Origin of the sequence: Blautia marasmi (genome assembly GCF_900258535.1) — a bacterium.
In the GTDB taxonomy this organism is placed as follows: Bacteria; Bacillota; Clostridia; order Lachnospirales; family Lachnospiraceae; genus Blautia; species Blautia hominis.
On record NZ_OIWX01000001.1, the window covers coordinates 2,556,101 to 2,571,343 of the forward strand.

Consider the following 15,243-nt stretch of genomic DNA (forward strand, 5'->3'; position numbering starts at 1 on the left):
AGGAAGAATATGAGACTGGCAGCGATCGGTGATAACTGCGTGGATTTTTATGAGAGGCAGGGATGGGCCTATCCCGGCGGAAATGCAGTAAATGTTGCTGTCTACGGGCGGCAGCTGGGTATGGATACCGCATATCTGGGATGGATCGGGACAGATACTTTTGGGGACATGATGCAGGAAAAGCTGAAAGAGCAGGGCGTGGAAACTGTCCGTATGCAGAGAAAAGAGGGAAAAACCGCTGTTACATACATAGAACTTCTGGACGGTGACAGAAAATTCGGGGAGGATTTCCTGAATGTTATGGAGGGGTTTCAACTGTCCGGTGGGGACCTGCGGTATCTGGCGGGCTTTGACTGCGTACACATGGCGGTCTGGGGGCAATGCGATGCCTGTCTTGGCAAACTGCCGCCTGAAGTAAAAGTCTCCTACGATTTTTCAAATAAGTACGGGGAGGCAAAAATAGAAAAATTAGCCCCCTATATTGACTATGCCTTTTTTTCCTGTGAGAAGGACAATGCCTTTACCAGAGATCTTCTGAAACGTGTGAAGGAACAAGGGGCAGGCCTAGTCACCGCCACATTGGGGGAAAACGGCAGTGTGGCCTATGACGGAAAAGAGTTTGTCACCGGTGGTATTTCAGGCACAAATGTGGTGGACACCCTTGGAGCGGGAGACTCCTATATTGCCGGATTTTTAAGCAAAGCCCTGGAGGGGGAACCACTGAAAAACTGTATGGAGACCGGGGCAGAAAAAGCGGCCCTTACGATCGGCCATTTCGGGGCCTGGTAATATGGGGGGCGGCGATCGCTTCGTGTACCCCCGTATAGCAGGGGTGATACGAAAGAAAATAGAAAACAGGGAATATCCGCTGGGCAGCAAAATCCCTTCAGAGCGGGAATTGGCGAAAGAATTTTATGTAAACCGTCTGACTGTGCGGCGGGCGCTTGCCATTCTGGAGAGTGAAGGCCTTATACAGAGAAAACAGGGGGCCGGCACCTTTGCATCCTCTGTGCCAAGAAAAGGAGATGTGTGCCGCCTCTGCGGATTTACCCAGACCATGAAGGAACAGGGAAGAAAGGCGGGCAGCAGGATCCTGGCATGGAGAATGCTGTCCTGTGCGCCTCTGTATTCAGATATGGAGGAACAGACAGTGGGCCGGGGCGTACATGAAATCGTGCGTCTCCGCCTGGGCGATAACCTTCCCGTGTCCGTGGAATATACTTATGTCCCCGCAGATATTCTGGGAGAGGTACACTCCTGCAATCCGGAAGCTTCTTCCCTCTATGAGATCATGGAACAGAGGGGCGTGGAGCTTCATGAGTCCAGACAGGAAGTGACCATCGTAAAAGCGGGGAAAAAAGAGGCAAAATGGCTTGAAATACCGGAGGGAAGCAATGTTTTTCTCTTTACGTTCCAGACATATGACAGGCAGGGAAGGGTGGTGGAATACTGCAGGGCTTATATGAGGACAGATAAGGTGAAACTGGAAATAGAACTGAAGCAGCCGTAGGAGCAGCAGGGAGATATACGGCTTACTCCGGGCATGATAGAAAAAAGAGAAAGGAAGAAAGAGCATGTTAAGATTAAACAAAGAAGAGGTTCATTTTTTAGTGACAGCAGATATGAAAAAAGAGGTGGCAGATTTTTTGGAAGTAGTGGATGCTAAGACAGCGCCTATATTGGAATGCATAAAAGAAAACCGGGTTGAGCGCATCTGCTTTATCGGCTGCGGCAGCTCCAGCGCTGCCGGAAGCACGGCAAAATACCTGGCGGATAAATATACGACCCTGGCAGTGAATGCATACACAGGATGGGAGTTTATAGACTCCATGCCTGTCTACGGGAATAAAAACATGCTGGCAGTCTTTATATCCCAGTCGGGAACAACAGAGGAGATCGTAGAAGGACTCAGAAAAGCCAAGAAACAGGGGATCATGACAGTCGGAGTGTGCGATCAGAGGGAGGACAATCCCCTGGGAATGGAGGCGGACTATGTGGTGGATTACCATGCGGAGGCTATGTGGGAGTGCCAGCTTGCCGCACTTTATACCCTGATCGCCCGCATAGCCCTGGAACGCGGGGAGAGCACAGAAGTCATGGAAAAGATACTGTCTGATATGAAACTCCTGCCGGAGGTGCTTGGGTATCATATTGAGCACTTTGAGGAGAAGGCCTTGGAAATGATAAAACCACTTCGGAACCTGAAAGGATTTTACACTGTATCCGCCAGCTCTATGGTACCTCTTGCTTATAAGGAAGGCGTCATTACCGGCATGGAATTTCTCTGGTCCCACGGCGCCGTGATACAGGCCGGTGAATTCCGTCACGGCCCTCTGGAAATCGTGGAATCCGGTGTTCCGTTTTTATTTTTACTGCCCACAGACTCATCCAGGGCGATCACACAGAGGGCGCTTCAGTTTGTGGAACGATGGAAGGGAACGGCCATCGTACTGGACTATGCGGATTTTGCCATGGGACTCCATGCGGATCTGGCACCTTTTGTAATGTTTGTACCTCTGGAATGGTTCTGTTACTATTTTTCCGTGGTGAGGGACCACAATCCGGATGACCGCAGATATTACGGTGTCGTGGAGTATTAATATAGTAAATAAATTTACTAATCATAGAGGCGCAGGGCTGTTTTTAGACGAAAACAGCCCTATTCTTTTATATAGATTTACTAAATATAAGGGGTATAAATTTATATAAAAGTTATAAAAATATCCGATATGTACAATTTAAGCAGAAAAATCCCAAATGTATTGTTGACAAATTCTATTATTTCAAGTATTGTGAGGATGTAAGGAATACAAATAAATTTACTAAATAATAAATATATTAACTAAACAACGTAACCGTTGAGATGACCATTCAGCAGGACGGCATGTTTACTGCAGGCACGTTCCTTTGGGAGGACGCGGAAAGTGGTCCTGCCTGGACTGCTGTCTGTAAATGGGAGTACCGGACCGTACGCGTGAAGTTGATTAAGAGGTGGGGATATGGCTACAATACGGGATGTCGCCCAGAGAGCCGGGGTATCTGCAGCATCCGTATCCAGGGTTCTGAAAAATGACTCTACATTTTCCGTCTCTCAGAAGACAAGGGAGAGGATCCTGGAGGCAGCAGGTGAGCTGGGATACAACAAATGTTTTGAATATTCAGCCATTCAGGGTACAAGAGGAACCATAGGTATTATGCTCCTGTACGGCGAGGAAGAGGAAGTGGAAGACAGATTTTATCAGGTCATCCGCATGAACATAAAAATGGAGCTGGAAAAGAACGGGTTCAAAGTAAAAGAAGTGTTTGAGCCTATGCTGGATGCCATCGCACCGAGGATATCCGGTTATCAGGGACTGGTCTTTGTGGGGTACTCCATACTCTGGTATCAGAAGAAGGCATTCAGGCGGGCGGTTCTGGATTCCGGGCTGCCGGTGGTATGTGCGGATTTCCAGCTAAGAGATGAGTTACTTACAGCCGACTGTGTGGTAAATGATTTTAAGCAGGCTGTAAAAAAAGCCACAGACCTGTTCCTGAAAAAAGGGTTTGACACCATTGGGTATATGGGGACCTACGGGCTGGAAGTCAATGGGAAGCTTCACAGGGATGAACGGTTTCTGTACTTTCGCCAGATCATGAAAAGTCTGGAGAAATATGACGAAAGATATATTTACCTTGCCCAGTCCAATCACACCCAGTTTGGATACAGGCTGGGAAAGGAGATCATCCGGCGGGGAAGGCTTCCCAGGGCTGTATTTGTGGAGAATGATACCATGGCCATCGGATTTTTGAAAGCCCTGGAGGAGGAGAAGATATCCGTTCCGGGTGACGTGGCGATCATCGGCTGCAACGATGACCAGGCAGCGTCCTTTGTAACACCGGCACTTTCCACCGTGAAGCTGCACAATGACCTGATCGGAATGATGGCGGCCAAGACGCTGATGGAATGCCTCTGGACCGACAGGGAACAGGGATTGAAGATTATCGTACCAAATCAATTGATTCTCAGGGAAAGCTGCCCTGAGTCAAAGACCCCGCAGCAAGCTGACGGGGCATCAATCTTGTAACGCGGCGGAGCTGCGGGGTATTTGACTCTCGCGGCAGTCGCCAAATATCCATGCAAGCATGGCTGCTTGGCTCGTTGCTCGCGGGAATAAAAAAAGGGGGAAAATATGGAATACTTATACAGACACATGGATTGGAGCAATATAGAAGTCCTTGGCAGGAACCGGCTTCCGGTCAGACCGTTTTATTGCGGTTATCCGGACAGGGAATCAGCCAGGCGGGGAAGAAGGGAGGAATGCCCCAATTTCCGTCTGCTGAACGGACAGTGGAAATTTGCTTATTATGAATCACCGTTTTATGTTCCTGACGCGTGCGTGCAGGAAACTTATGATGACCGAAAGTTTGGCACCATGCCGGTTCCCGGGCACTGGCAGCTTAATGGTTATGGTTCGCCTCATTACAATGACGCAGTGGCGCTATTTCCGATCCTGGATGATCCGGGCATACAGGCGGATAACCCCACCGGAGTTTACCGCCATGCGTTCCGGGAGGAGAAACAGAAGGACAGGGAATATATCCTGCGGTTTGACGGCGTGGAGAGTGCTTACCATGTATGGCTTAACGGCATCTTCATAGGATACAGCCAAGGTTCCCGCAACACAGCTGAGTTTGATGTGACAGAGGCATTGCGGGACGGGGACAATGTGCTGGCAGTGATCGTCTATAAATTCTGTGACGGCAGTTATCTGGAAAACCAGGACATGTGGTGGTTTGCCGGAATCATCAGGGATGTTTCCCTGATACAGAGACCAAAGCAGCATATGCTGGACTGCCGTATTACATCCGATCTGGTTTTGGAACAGCAGGATGCCTGTACTCTTCAGGCAGAAGGGACAAAAGGAAAGTTTCGGCTGGAAGCAGTATTGGAAAACCATACGGAGGATGAGACGGCGCTCACCATAGAGACGGAACTGCTTGATGGAGGACGGGTCATTTTTAAGGACACCCGGGAGATATGCAGCAAAAAAGGTGAAACAGAGTATTTGACGGAGACGGTGCTGGAGGGCATACGTCCCTGGTCGGCGGAGCAGCCCAATCTGTACCGGGTGGTCATCACCTTAAAGAGACAGGGAGAAGTTCTGGAATACTACGGTGAATGGACCGGTTTCAGAAACATTTGTCTGAAGGACGGCCTGTTCCTGGTAAACGGAGAGGCTATCAAACTGAAAGGCGTAAACAGGCACGACTGGAATGAAGATACAGGAAGGTGTATTACAAAAGAGGACATGCTGGCGGATCTGTATCTGATGAAGCAGAACAACATCAATGCAGTGCGCACCTCCCATTATCCGTCCCATCCGGATTTTCTGGACATGTGTGACCGCCTTGGATTTTATGTGATGGAGGAAGCTGACCTGGAATGCAACCAGATGGCATATACCAAAAACATGAACCGGATCAGTGAGGATACCCTCTGGGAAAAAAGCTATGTAGACCGGGCGGAACGCATGGTGAGAAGAGATAAGAACCATCCCAGTATCCTGTTCTGGTCGCTGGGAAATGAATCGGGGTTCGGGAGCAGCTTTGTAGCCAGCGGAAGGTTTATAAAGGGGTATGATCCCACCCGGCTGGTCCATTATGAGGAAGACAGGGATGCTTCCATAGCAGATGTGTACAGCACCATGTATACCAGGCATAAGGCCCTGGAGGACCTAGGAAGAGACACCACGAAGAAGAAACCTCATGTGGTATGTGAATATGCCCACGCCATGGGAAACGGTCCCGGCGGATTAAAGGAATACTGGGAGATCTTTGAGCGGTATCCCAGACTGCAGGGCGGTTTTATCTGGGAATGGATCGACCACGGGATCAAAAAATATGATAGGGACGGCAGAGGCTATTATACATACGGCGGAGATTACGGGGATTATCCAAACAGCGGTGCGTTTTGCTGTGACGGTCTGATCCGGGCAGACAGAAGGCCCACTCCCAGTATCTTACAGGTAAAAAAAGTGATGGAGCCTGTAAGATTCACTGGATTTGATAAAGATACAGGAGAAATCACAGTTCACAATAAATATGATTTTACAGACTTATCCCATCTGGAGGGCACATTCAAAGTCCATACACTGCAGGGTATTTTGCTGGAGGGTAAGGCAGACATGACCGGGATCGCCCCGCAGGAGAGCAGACGCATTGTGTTATACGATCCCGCAAAGGCCGGTAACTGGACCAAGGAACAGGATATCTGGCTGACGATCACGGTATGCTTTAAAGAAAAGCAGGAATGGTCCGAGGAGGCGCATTACGAAGCGGCATTCCATCAGGAGTGCATCAATGAGGCAAAACAGGCGGCATTGTCAGATTCCGGGGATACCCTAAAGTGCGGGAATTCCGGTATGGAGGGCGAAAGCTGGGCAAAGGGCCATCCCACCGGGGAAGAGGCAGGACTGCGCGTGACAGAAAAATGCGGAACCATCTATATAGAAGGCCGTGATTTCACCGTTTTGTTTGACCGGGTCCACGGATATTTAAGCGGTTATATTTTAAATGGGGAACGCCTGATCCGGAAGGGTCTTGGCCTTAACTTCTGGAGAGCACCGGTTGACAATGATAAGAATGTGGCAGAAATCTGGGAAAAAGCCATGCTGAAAGCCATGACTAACCTTGTGGAAAAAGTGTCAGTGGAGGAGCGGGAGCAGGAAGTCGTCATATCTGTTTCGCAGATATACGCACCCATTACTGTTGACTGGAAAGTCATTGTAAAGGCAGAATACCGCGTCACTTCAGACGGCCTCATAACCATGAGATACGATGGAGTGCCCACCGGTGTACAGCTCCCGGAGAGTTTCCCCCGGATCGGTATGCGGTTTGTGCTGGATAAAGCCTGCGAACAGGCGGTCTGGTACGGAAGAGGGCCTCTGGAGACATATCCGGACTGCAAAGAGGGCAATCCGGTGGGCTGCTGGGAGAAACAGGTGGAGGACTTTTACTTTCCCTACGTGGTGCCCCAGGAGACGGGAAACCACGAGGACACCCGCTGGGCTGCTTTTGTGACCGAGGCGGGAAATGGGATCTGCATAGCATCTGAGGAAGTATTCTCCTTTGGCGCCCTGCATTACACCCAGGAAGATCTGACACAGGCTGCCCACACAAATGAGCTTCACAGGACAGAACATATCCAATTGTCTGTTGACTATGCACAACATGGTCTCGGAAGCGCAAGCTGGGGGGCTGAATGTCTGGAAAAAGACAGGCTGTATCCGGAACCGTTTACGTTTACCTGGAAGATTTTCGGGGCCGGGCGGGAGACGCTTACAGAGCAGGCGGAGCAATACAGGAGAAGGTAAGAAAGGAAGGCAAGAGATGGCTGGGGGAAAAGAAAAAAGAAAGAACTTTGTAAACAAAAAAACAGCGCCGTACATATTTTTACTGCCAATGATAGTCCTGTTCGGGGTGTTCATGGTCTATCCGGTAATAAAATCCCTGGGGCTGAGTTTCTATGATTTTGAGGGCGGGGAGTACCTGTTCTGCGGTTTTAACAATTATGTGACTATGTTTCAGGACCCGGTATTCTGGAAGTCCCTGGGAAATACTTTTATTTATCTGGCGATCCAGGTACCCGTTATGGTGATCCTCTCCCTGGTACTGGGCGTTCTGGTGGAGGAAAATTTCCTGAAATTCAGGACATGTTACCGGATCAGCGTGTTCTTACCGTCTGTTACGGCCTTAGTTGCCTATGCCATGATCTTTAAGCTGCTGTTCAATACGGATTTTGGTCTGGTAAACCATCTTCTCCGGTCTATAGGCTGGAGCGGTGTGGACTGGCTGAACTCCGTGTGGGGCGCCAGGGCGGTTGTCATTATGGGCATTACCTGGAGATGGACCGGATATAACACCATCATCATGATCGCGGGCCTGAAGGGGATCCCCACAGAGCTGTATGAGTCAGCGGATATGGACGGGGCATCCTTCCTGCAGAAATTTTTCCGGATCACGGTTCCCATGGTAAAATCCATTATCCTCTTTGTAAGTATCACCTCCACCATCGGAACCCTGCAGTTGTTTGACGAGTCTTTTGTATTGACAAAAGGAGGGCCGGACAATGCCACCATAACCATTGGGCATTATCTGTACAACACCGGATTTTCCTACTACAAATTCGGGTATGCGGCGGCACTCAGTTATGCCCTGGTGATCATCATAGGCATACTGTCCTTTGTCCAGTTCAAGGCTACTAACGGAGGTGACAATTAGTGAAATCAACAGGAAAGAAAATAAGCGGACGCAAGGTTTTCACCTATGTGTTCCTGACCATTGCGGCACTGATCTCCCTGTTTCCCTTTTATTTCATGTTCGTGTCCGCCACGAACACCAATGCGGAAATCCTAAGTGCGGCGCCCAAACTGTTTTTTGGTTCCCATCTGGCAGAAAACTTCGCAAACCTGAACAAAAAGATGGACCTTGTGCGGATACTTACGAATTCCACCATTATGACAGTAAGCTACACAGCCCTTGCCATTGTGCTGCATTCCATGGCGGGATATGCGCTGGCAAAGTTTGAATTCAAAGGAAAGGGCCTGCTGTTCGGCCTGATCATGATAACCATGATGATCCCCGCCCAGGTCATGTATGTGCCGCTGTTCACGCTGATGAATAACATCGGCTGGGCCAACACGTATCAGGCAGTGGTGCTTCCCGGTCTTGCGGGGGCCTTTGGTATCTTCCTGATGCGGCAGAATATGCTGGCATTTCCAACCTCCCTGATCGAGGCGGCCAGAATAGACGGCTGCGGGGAGATCGGCATTTTTTTGAAGGTTGTGCTTCCCTCCCAGAAACCTGCGGTGGGTGCGCTCGGGATCTATATGTTTATGAGTATGTGGAACAACTTTATGTGGCCTTTGATCATCCTCAGTACAAAATCCATGTATAATTTCCCGGTAGCTCTGGCTATGCTGGACGGGGTGGCGTGGAGAAAAGACTACGGTGTGATCATGCTGGCAACAGTCTGTGCGGTCCTGCCTATCATGATCATCTTTCTGGTATTCCAGAAACAGTTCGTGGCAGGTGTTATGGGCGGAGCGGTGAAGGAGTAGAGCGGGTATGGATTTTTGCCCGTAACTGTGAAGGTACTGAACCGTTTACCTTATATAAAAATCTTAAGGAGGATATCAACATGAAAAAGAAACAAGCAGCAGCATTGGTAACAGCAGCAGTGATGGCATTGTCCCTGACAGCCTGCGGCGGAGGCGGGGGAGCCGGCAAAGAGGCTTCCGGTGACAAGGAAGGAGGACTTTCCGGGGAGATCACGATTTGGAGCTGGGACGTGGCACTGGCCCATTTAGAAGAGTGGTCAGAAAAATTCCAGGAGGAGAACCCGGATGTAACCTTTAATTTTGAGGAGATGGGCGTGGACCAGGTGTATCAGAAGATGACCACCTGCCTGCAGTCCGGTATCGGTCTTCCGGATATTGTCTCCATTGAGGGCGAGCAGATGGCAAAATTCGGAGAAAAGTTCCCCGGAAAATTTGAGGAGTTCACGGATATGATCAATCCTGACGATTTCTTCCCCATTAAAATGTCAGAGTGCACCGTTGACGGAAAAGTCATTGCATATCCCTGGGATTCCGGCCCCTGCGGCATGTTCTACAGAAGTGACCTGTTCGAGCAGGCAGGGATCAAGGCAGAAGACATTGTAACCTGGGATGATTTCATTGAAGCAGGAAAAGTATTGAAGGAAAAGACGGGCGCTGATATGCTCTGCATGGCAGAATCCAGAAATGATACCACTTACAGGCTCCTCATGATGGAGGGCGGCGGTTTCTATTTTGACAAGGACGGCAATACCCAGGTAAATTCCGAGGCTTCCATCCAGGCCATGGAGACCTGCAAGAAAATGTACGACGCAGGCATTACGTTCAACAATTCCTCCTGGGATGATATGGTGGCAGGCATGGGCGCAGACAAGTTCGCGTGTATTGCGGATGCAGTATGGATGGTCGGTTCCATCAAAGATGCAGTTCCTGACCAGGACGGCAAGTGGGCGGTTATGCCCCTCCCGAAATTCCAGGCAGACCAGGAGGCCCAGGGCGCATCCAACGGCGGTTCTGTCCTGGCAGTCCCCTCAGCCAGCAAGAGCGCGGAGGCTGCCAAGGCATTTGTAAAATTCGTTATGGAGGATGTGGACGCCAATGTGGAAGGATTCCAGAATTACGGACTGTATCCCTCTTACCTGAAAGCTCTGGAGTCTGACGTGTTCAAAGAGGGCGACGATTTCTTCGGAGGACAGCAGATCTTTGACTTGTTTACTGAGATAGGCAAGACAGTTCCCCAGGTAAATTACACTGCCAACTTTGCGGAGGCGCTGGAGATGTCCAAGAACTCCATGGCAAAAGTCATGCTGAACAATGGTGACCCCACAGAGGTTCTGAATGCGGAACAGGAGGAAATGAAAGCCAAATTCGGAAAATAGCAGCACAGAGAGTAATGCATGATCAGTAACTGCTCAGTATCTTTGCGGCAGTGAATGCGCAGACCTACTGGATAGTTACCATAAATAGAACATTGCGAAACGGGTGTCTGAAGCATATTCAAACACCCGTTTTAAAAAGGATGGAGGTTTCTGTGTACGGAAAAAAGGCTATAAAACGAGAGATTTATCAAATCATTATCCCGATGATACTGGAAAACATACTTCAAATTTCAGCGAACCTGGTAATCACGGCTATGGTGGGACGGCTGCTTGCAAACGACATTTCCGCACAGGGGATCTGTATCCGGATCACGGATACGCTATGGTGTTTTTATAAGGGTGTGGCGATTGGAGCCACGGTCTTGATCGCCCGGGCGTACGGCGGGGGCAGGCATCAGGAGTGCAGGAAAATTGCGGAGCAGACCATGCTCACGGAGATGATCATTGTACTTATCTTCCAAGTGGTGCTGTATTTCCAGGCGCCGGTCTTTCTGGGATTTTTCTCAAAGGATGCCCAGATCCTTTCCCTGGCCCAGGGGTATATGAAGACCATTGTATTTGGATTTCCCTTTGTGGTGATCATGACAGTGGTCACAGCCTCTTTCCAGGGATACGGCAACACGAAAGTACCTATGTATATTGCGGTGCTCATGAATGTGGTCAATATTATCTGCGGCTACTGTTTTATCTTCGGTGCGTTCGGCATTCCGGGTATGGGGATCAAAGGCGCGGCCACAGCTCTTGTGACAGCCCAGGCAGTGGGTGCGTGCACCGGGCTGTATCTGCTGTATAAAAAGAAGGGCGGGCTGTTTCGGAAAATGCCTGCGGCCCACAGGTTCTTCAGTTTTGACAGACGGTGTATTTACGAAATCTACACCACAGGGATCCCGGCAGCACTGGAGAGTATGTTCTGGCAGTTCTCTGCCATCATTTTGAGCAAAGTGATCCTGTTTTACGGAAACCAGGCATTTGCCGCATACCAGCTTGGCATACAGGCGGAGGAGATCACGGAGATGCCGGCTATCGGTTTCAGCACAGCGTCCACCACGCTGGCGGCCAGGGCTATTGGCAGGCAGGATGAGGAACTGCGCAGGGTTTATTTTAAAGAGCTGTTAAAAGTCGGGGTGGTCATCAGTTCAATTACCTCTGTGCTCCTGATCTTTCTGCCCCAGTTCTTTATGACACTGATGACGGATAAGCCTGAGCTGCAGGCCATAGGTGTTGTGTATGTGTTTGTTATGGGATTTATCCAGATACCCCAGAATCTGTCCAGGATCTACAACGGGACCATCAGGGCCATGGGCTACAAGAATGCCCCTATGCTGGTGGCGGGATTTGGTATCTGGATCGTGAGGATCCCGCTGTGTATGCTGGCTGCCTATGTGCTGGGCCTGCCTTTGACGGCCATCTGGATCATTATTGCAGTGGACCAGATATCCAGGTTCCTGCTCAGTGCCGGATTATATTACCGGATCAACAGAAAGCGGGAGCGGATACTGGAAGCGGCACAGGATGGATGAGTAAGAGAGAATGAATTTGAGAAGGAAGGATGAATATGAGCAGAGAATTTTTATACGGGCTGCTGGAAACAGCCTCCGTTTCCGGTTTTGAGGAGGAGATCCAGAAAAAAGTCATAAAATACGCAGAGGGATTTGCAGATGAGATCTATACGGATGAAATTGCCGATGTGGTGAGTGTCATAAATCCGGCGTCAAAGGTCAAAGTCATGCTGTCTGCCCATATGGATGAGATTGGGCTCATGGTGTCACATATAACGGAAAAAGGAATGCTCCATGTATCCAAGGCGGGCGGCATTTATCCGGGCACTTATCCTGGGCAGAAGGTCAGGGTTATGCATGAGGGAAATGTGGTTTACGGTGCTGTCCGCAACCACAGCTCTCTGAACAAGAAGGAGTTGGAGATCACAGATATCATCATTGATATCGGAGCCGTTTCAAAGGAAGATGCCATGGCTGCCGCTGCGTGCGGGGACCCGGTGATCTTTGACACGGATCACAGAGAGCTTTTAAATGACAGGCTCTGCGCCCGGGGCCTTGACAACCGCCTGGGCGGGTACATCATCCTGGAAGCGGCAAAAAAAGCAAAGGAGAAGGGCTGTACTTGCGGTGTCTATGCAGCGGCCACCGTGGGGGAGGAGCTTACAAAACACGGGGCTTCCTGGTGCGCGTCCCGGATCGCCCCCACCCTGGCAGTTGTGGTGGATGTGACATATACCAGTGATTATGAGGGCACAAGGGCCATTGAAAACGGGGAGATCCTTCTGGGCGGAGGACCTGTTTTCCTGCAGAATTCCTTCAGCCATAAAATGCTGGTGGGACGGCTTAAAAAAGCCGCACAAAACCTGGACATAAAGTACCAGTGGGAAAACGGCTGCGGCAGGACCTGTACGGATGCAGATGCGATTCATGTGGCAGGCAGGGGGATCCCCACCACAGTTATGTCCATACCTCTTCGGTATATGCACAATCCGGCAGAGGTGTGCAGCATGGAGGATGTGCAGGGCTGTATTGATGTGCTGGCAGGATTTTTATGCGGGATCGGGCCTGATATTTGTCTGAAGCCCCTGGAAGGATGAGGTGATCTATGAAAAAATATACGGCAATTGCAGGGCTGGTGGTAGTTACCGTTATCTGGGGAGGGGGATTTGTAGCCAGTGATATGGCGCTTGACAGCTTGCTGCCTTTTCAGATCATGGCAATCCGTTTCCTTTTGGCCTCTGTGCTCATGGGCGGGATCAGTATCCGCAGTCTGAAAGGGATAAAAAAGGAGGAACTGACTGCAGGAGCCCTTATGGGAGCCGCCCTTTTTCTGGGATTCTCTCTCCAGATCATAGGGCTGCAGTATACGACTCCGTCGAAAAATGCGTTTCTCACGGCAACGAATGTGGTGATCGTCCCCTTTATCGCTTTTTTGATCTGCCGGAAAAAGATAGGATTCAGGGGCATAGCAGGGGCAGTGCTGGCCATAGCGGGGGTGGGCCTTTTGTCCCTGGACAAAGATCTATCCCTGGGCCTTGGTGACGGACTGACACTTATATGCGCAGTGGGATTTGCCTTTCAGATTTTTCTGACCAGTATCTTTGTGAAGAAATACAGGGCCTCTGTGCTGAATTTTATCCAGATGTGTACAGCCGGTATTTTATCTCTGGTATTCATGGCTGCCTCCGGACAGGTACATTTTCAGGTTACGGCAAAAGGGTGGGGGAGTGTCCTCTATCTGGGCATCATCAGCACAACGATCTGCTACCTTCTTCAGACTGCCTGCCAGAAATACGTGGACGAGACAAAGGCTGCCATTATCCTGTCCATGGAGTCCGTATTTGGAACTTTGTTTTCCGTGATGATACTCCATGAAAGGATCACGCTGCGCATGGTACTGGGATGCGTTATCATTCTGACGGCCGTTATCCTGGCAAATTCCGCCGAGGAGGAGACGACGGCACCGGCCAAAGCCCGGGATATGTGAGAATGTCACGGTTCACTCCGTGACAGCAGCCCGTGGAAAGTAACGTTACAATAATCCATTGCGGGCTTTCCGGCGATATGGTAATATAAACCATGAAATGCACCGGCAGGGCTGATGTATATAAAAGGTGTTGAAAATGTATCATGCAGAGAGGAAACTAAGATGGCTACAATAAAAGACATCGCAGATCGGACCGGATTCTCCACAGCAACAGTCTCCAGGGTCTTGAACTACGATGATACGCTGAACGTGCAGGAAGAGACCAGAACGAAGATACTTGATACTGCCAGGGAACTTCAGTATCAGGCAAGAGAGAGAAAGAGCAGGAAGCGCCGTCTGGCAGTGGGGGTTTATTATTCCTATTCCAGGGAGGAGGAACTGCGGGATATTTATTACCTCACCGTCCGCCTGGCAGTGGAGAGGAAGCTGGAGGCGGAGAATATGGAGCGCCGTCAGATCCAGAGCCTGGAGGAACTGAAAGATCTGGGAGGTCTTGACGGCCTTTTGTGCCTTGGAACATTCAGCAGGAGTATGGTTAAGCAGATTGACGCATTCGGAAAACCTACCGTGTTCCTGGATGCCATGCCCAAAGGGGACAGGTTTGACTGTGTGGTCAATGACCTGGCCGGCTCTGTGGAGACAGTCATGGATTATCTGACAGGGCTTGGACATAGAAAGATAGCGTTTATCGGCGGCTTTGAGGTGGACAGGGACGGCGAGGAAGTGCATGACAGCAGAATTGTAGCTTATAAAGAATATATGGAGCGGATTGGGGAGTTTTCTCAGTCTCTCGTGAGGCTGGGAAGATTTACACCGGAAGACGGCTATGTGCTGTGCCGGGAGCTTTTGGAGGAGAAGGAGAGGCCCACAGCAGTATTTGCAAGCAACGACTCCCTGGCAGTGGGATGCTACCGGGCAGTCAGTGAGAAAGGGCTTCGGATTCCCGGGGATATGAGCATTGTGGGGTATAATGATATAGCAGTAGCCAACTATCTGGTCCCACCCCTGACTACGGTACGGCTGCACATGGAACTTCTGGGCGAGGAGGCAGTCCGCATTCTCCGTGAACACATAGCTTCTGCCAGGGAGATCGGGCTGAAGATCATTGTACCTGCAAAGCTTATTGTCCGTGACAGCGCAGGCAGGGTAAAATAGGTTGGTATGCACCATACAAAATTGGAGTTTTTTAATTTTGCATTTTTGTAATGCAGAACTCTATCATCTTCTGTTGAGATTGACTACAATAATACTTAATAAGAACGCAGCAGAGATGACCGGATTGC

At 50.0% G+C, this 15,243-nt stretch carries 12 protein-coding genes; all 12 read left to right on the top strand.

Annotation, left to right across the window (positions count from 1 at the left end; all coding sequences use genetic code 11):
• Positions 1 to 9: 9 nt before the first annotated feature.
• Positions 10 to 789, top strand: coding sequence for a fructoselysine 6-kinase (frlD, locus tag C6P39_RS11065; protein WP_104803824.1), 780 nt, complete (start codon positions 10 to 12; stop codon positions 787 to 789).
• Position 790: 1 nt separating this feature from the next.
• Positions 791 to 1,510: a GntR family transcriptional regulator gene (locus tag C6P39_RS11070; protein ID WP_104803825.1), complete on the top strand. Its 720-nt coding sequence runs from the start codon at positions 791 to 793 to the stop codon at positions 1,508 to 1,510.
• A 64-nt stretch (positions 1,511 to 1,574) separates the two neighbouring features.
• Complete coding sequence (locus C6P39_RS11075) at positions 1,575 to 2,600, top strand: SIS domain-containing protein (protein ID WP_104803826.1); 1,026 nt, start codon at positions 1,575 to 1,577, stop codon at positions 2,598 to 2,600.
• A gap of 399 nt (positions 2,601 to 2,999) precedes the next feature.
• Positions 3,000 to 4,064 carry a LacI family DNA-binding transcriptional regulator gene (locus C6P39_RS11080; RefSeq protein WP_104803827.1) on the top strand — a complete coding sequence of 355 codons (1,065 nt, stop codon included), beginning with the start codon at positions 3,000 to 3,002 and terminating at the stop codon, positions 4,062 to 4,064.
• Positions 4,065 to 4,169: 105 nt separating this feature from the next.
• On the top strand, positions 4,170 to 7,352 hold the full coding sequence (locus tag C6P39_RS11085; protein WP_104803828.1) for a glycoside hydrolase family 2 TIM barrel-domain containing protein: 3,183 nt from the start codon (positions 4,170 to 4,172) through the stop codon (positions 7,350 to 7,352).
• Between the two features lie 16 nt (positions 7,353 to 7,368).
• Entirely contained in the window at positions 7,369 to 8,259 is an 891-nt protein-coding gene (locus C6P39_RS11090) for a carbohydrate ABC transporter permease (protein WP_095174913.1), read from the top strand.
• A complete protein-coding gene (locus C6P39_RS11095; RefSeq protein ID WP_095174912.1) occupies positions 8,259 to 9,098 on the top strand; it encodes a carbohydrate ABC transporter permease in 840 nt (279 codons plus the stop codon). The genes C6P39_RS11090 and C6P39_RS11095 overlap by 1 nt, the downstream gene beginning before the upstream one ends.
• Before the next feature lie 80 nt (positions 9,099 to 9,178).
• On the top strand, positions 9,179 to 10,474 hold the full coding sequence (locus C6P39_RS11100) for an ABC transporter substrate-binding protein (RefSeq protein WP_095174911.1): 1,296 nt from the start codon (positions 9,179 to 9,181) through the stop codon (positions 10,472 to 10,474).
• A gap of 152 nt (positions 10,475 to 10,626) precedes the next feature.
• Positions 10,627 to 11,994, top strand: a complete 1,368-nt coding sequence (locus tag C6P39_RS11105) for an MATE family efflux transporter (protein WP_158661537.1) — start codon at positions 10,627 to 10,629, stop codon at positions 11,992 to 11,994.
• Positions 11,995 to 12,029: 35 nt separating this feature from the next.
• A complete protein-coding gene (locus C6P39_RS11110) occupies positions 12,030 to 13,070 on the top strand; it encodes a M20/M25/M40 family metallo-hydrolase (RefSeq protein WP_104803830.1) in 1,041 nt (346 codons plus the stop codon).
• Positions 13,071 to 13,078: 8 nt separating this feature from the next.
• Positions 13,079 to 13,960 (top strand): DMT family transporter, encoded by an 882-nt coding sequence (locus tag C6P39_RS11115; RefSeq protein ID WP_104803831.1) that lies wholly within the window; start codon positions 13,079 to 13,081, stop codon positions 13,958 to 13,960.
• Between the two features lie 162 nt (positions 13,961 to 14,122).
• Positions 14,123 to 15,115: a LacI family DNA-binding transcriptional regulator gene (locus tag C6P39_RS11120; RefSeq protein ID WP_095175069.1), complete on the top strand. Its 993-nt coding sequence runs from the start codon at positions 14,123 to 14,125 to the stop codon at positions 15,113 to 15,115.
• Positions 15,116 to 15,243 lie beyond the last annotated feature (128 nt).

Coding starts and splice junctions, on each gene's coding strand:
- C6P39_RS11075 (WP_104803826.1), top strand. CDS start 1,575: ATGTTAAGATTAAACAAAGAAGAGGTTCATTTTTTAGTGACAGCAGAT.
- C6P39_RS11090 (WP_095174913.1), top strand. CDS start 7,369: ATGGCTGGGGGAAAAGAAAAAAGAAAGAACTTTGTAAACAAAAAAACA.
- C6P39_RS11120 (WP_095175069.1), top strand. CDS start 14,123: ATGGCTACAATAAAAGACATCGCAGATCGGACCGGATTCTCCACAGCA.
- C6P39_RS11085 (WP_104803828.1), top strand. CDS start 4,170: ATGGAATACTTATACAGACACATGGATTGGAGCAATATAGAAGTCCTT.
- C6P39_RS11115 (WP_104803831.1), top strand. CDS start 13,079: ATGAAAAAATATACGGCAATTGCAGGGCTGGTGGTAGTTACCGTTATC.
- C6P39_RS11070 (WP_104803825.1), top strand. CDS start 791: ATGGGGGGCGGCGATCGCTTCGTGTACCCCCGTATAGCAGGGGTGATA.
- C6P39_RS11080 (WP_104803827.1), top strand. CDS start 3,000: ATGGCTACAATACGGGATGTCGCCCAGAGAGCCGGGGTATCTGCAGCA.
- C6P39_RS11100 (WP_095174911.1), top strand. CDS start 9,179: ATGAAAAAGAAACAAGCAGCAGCATTGGTAACAGCAGCAGTGATGGCA.
- C6P39_RS11110 (WP_104803830.1), top strand. CDS start 12,030: ATGAGCAGAGAATTTTTATACGGGCTGCTGGAAACAGCCTCCGTTTCC.
- frlD (WP_104803824.1), top strand. CDS start 10: ATGAGACTGGCAGCGATCGGTGATAACTGCGTGGATTTTTATGAGAGG.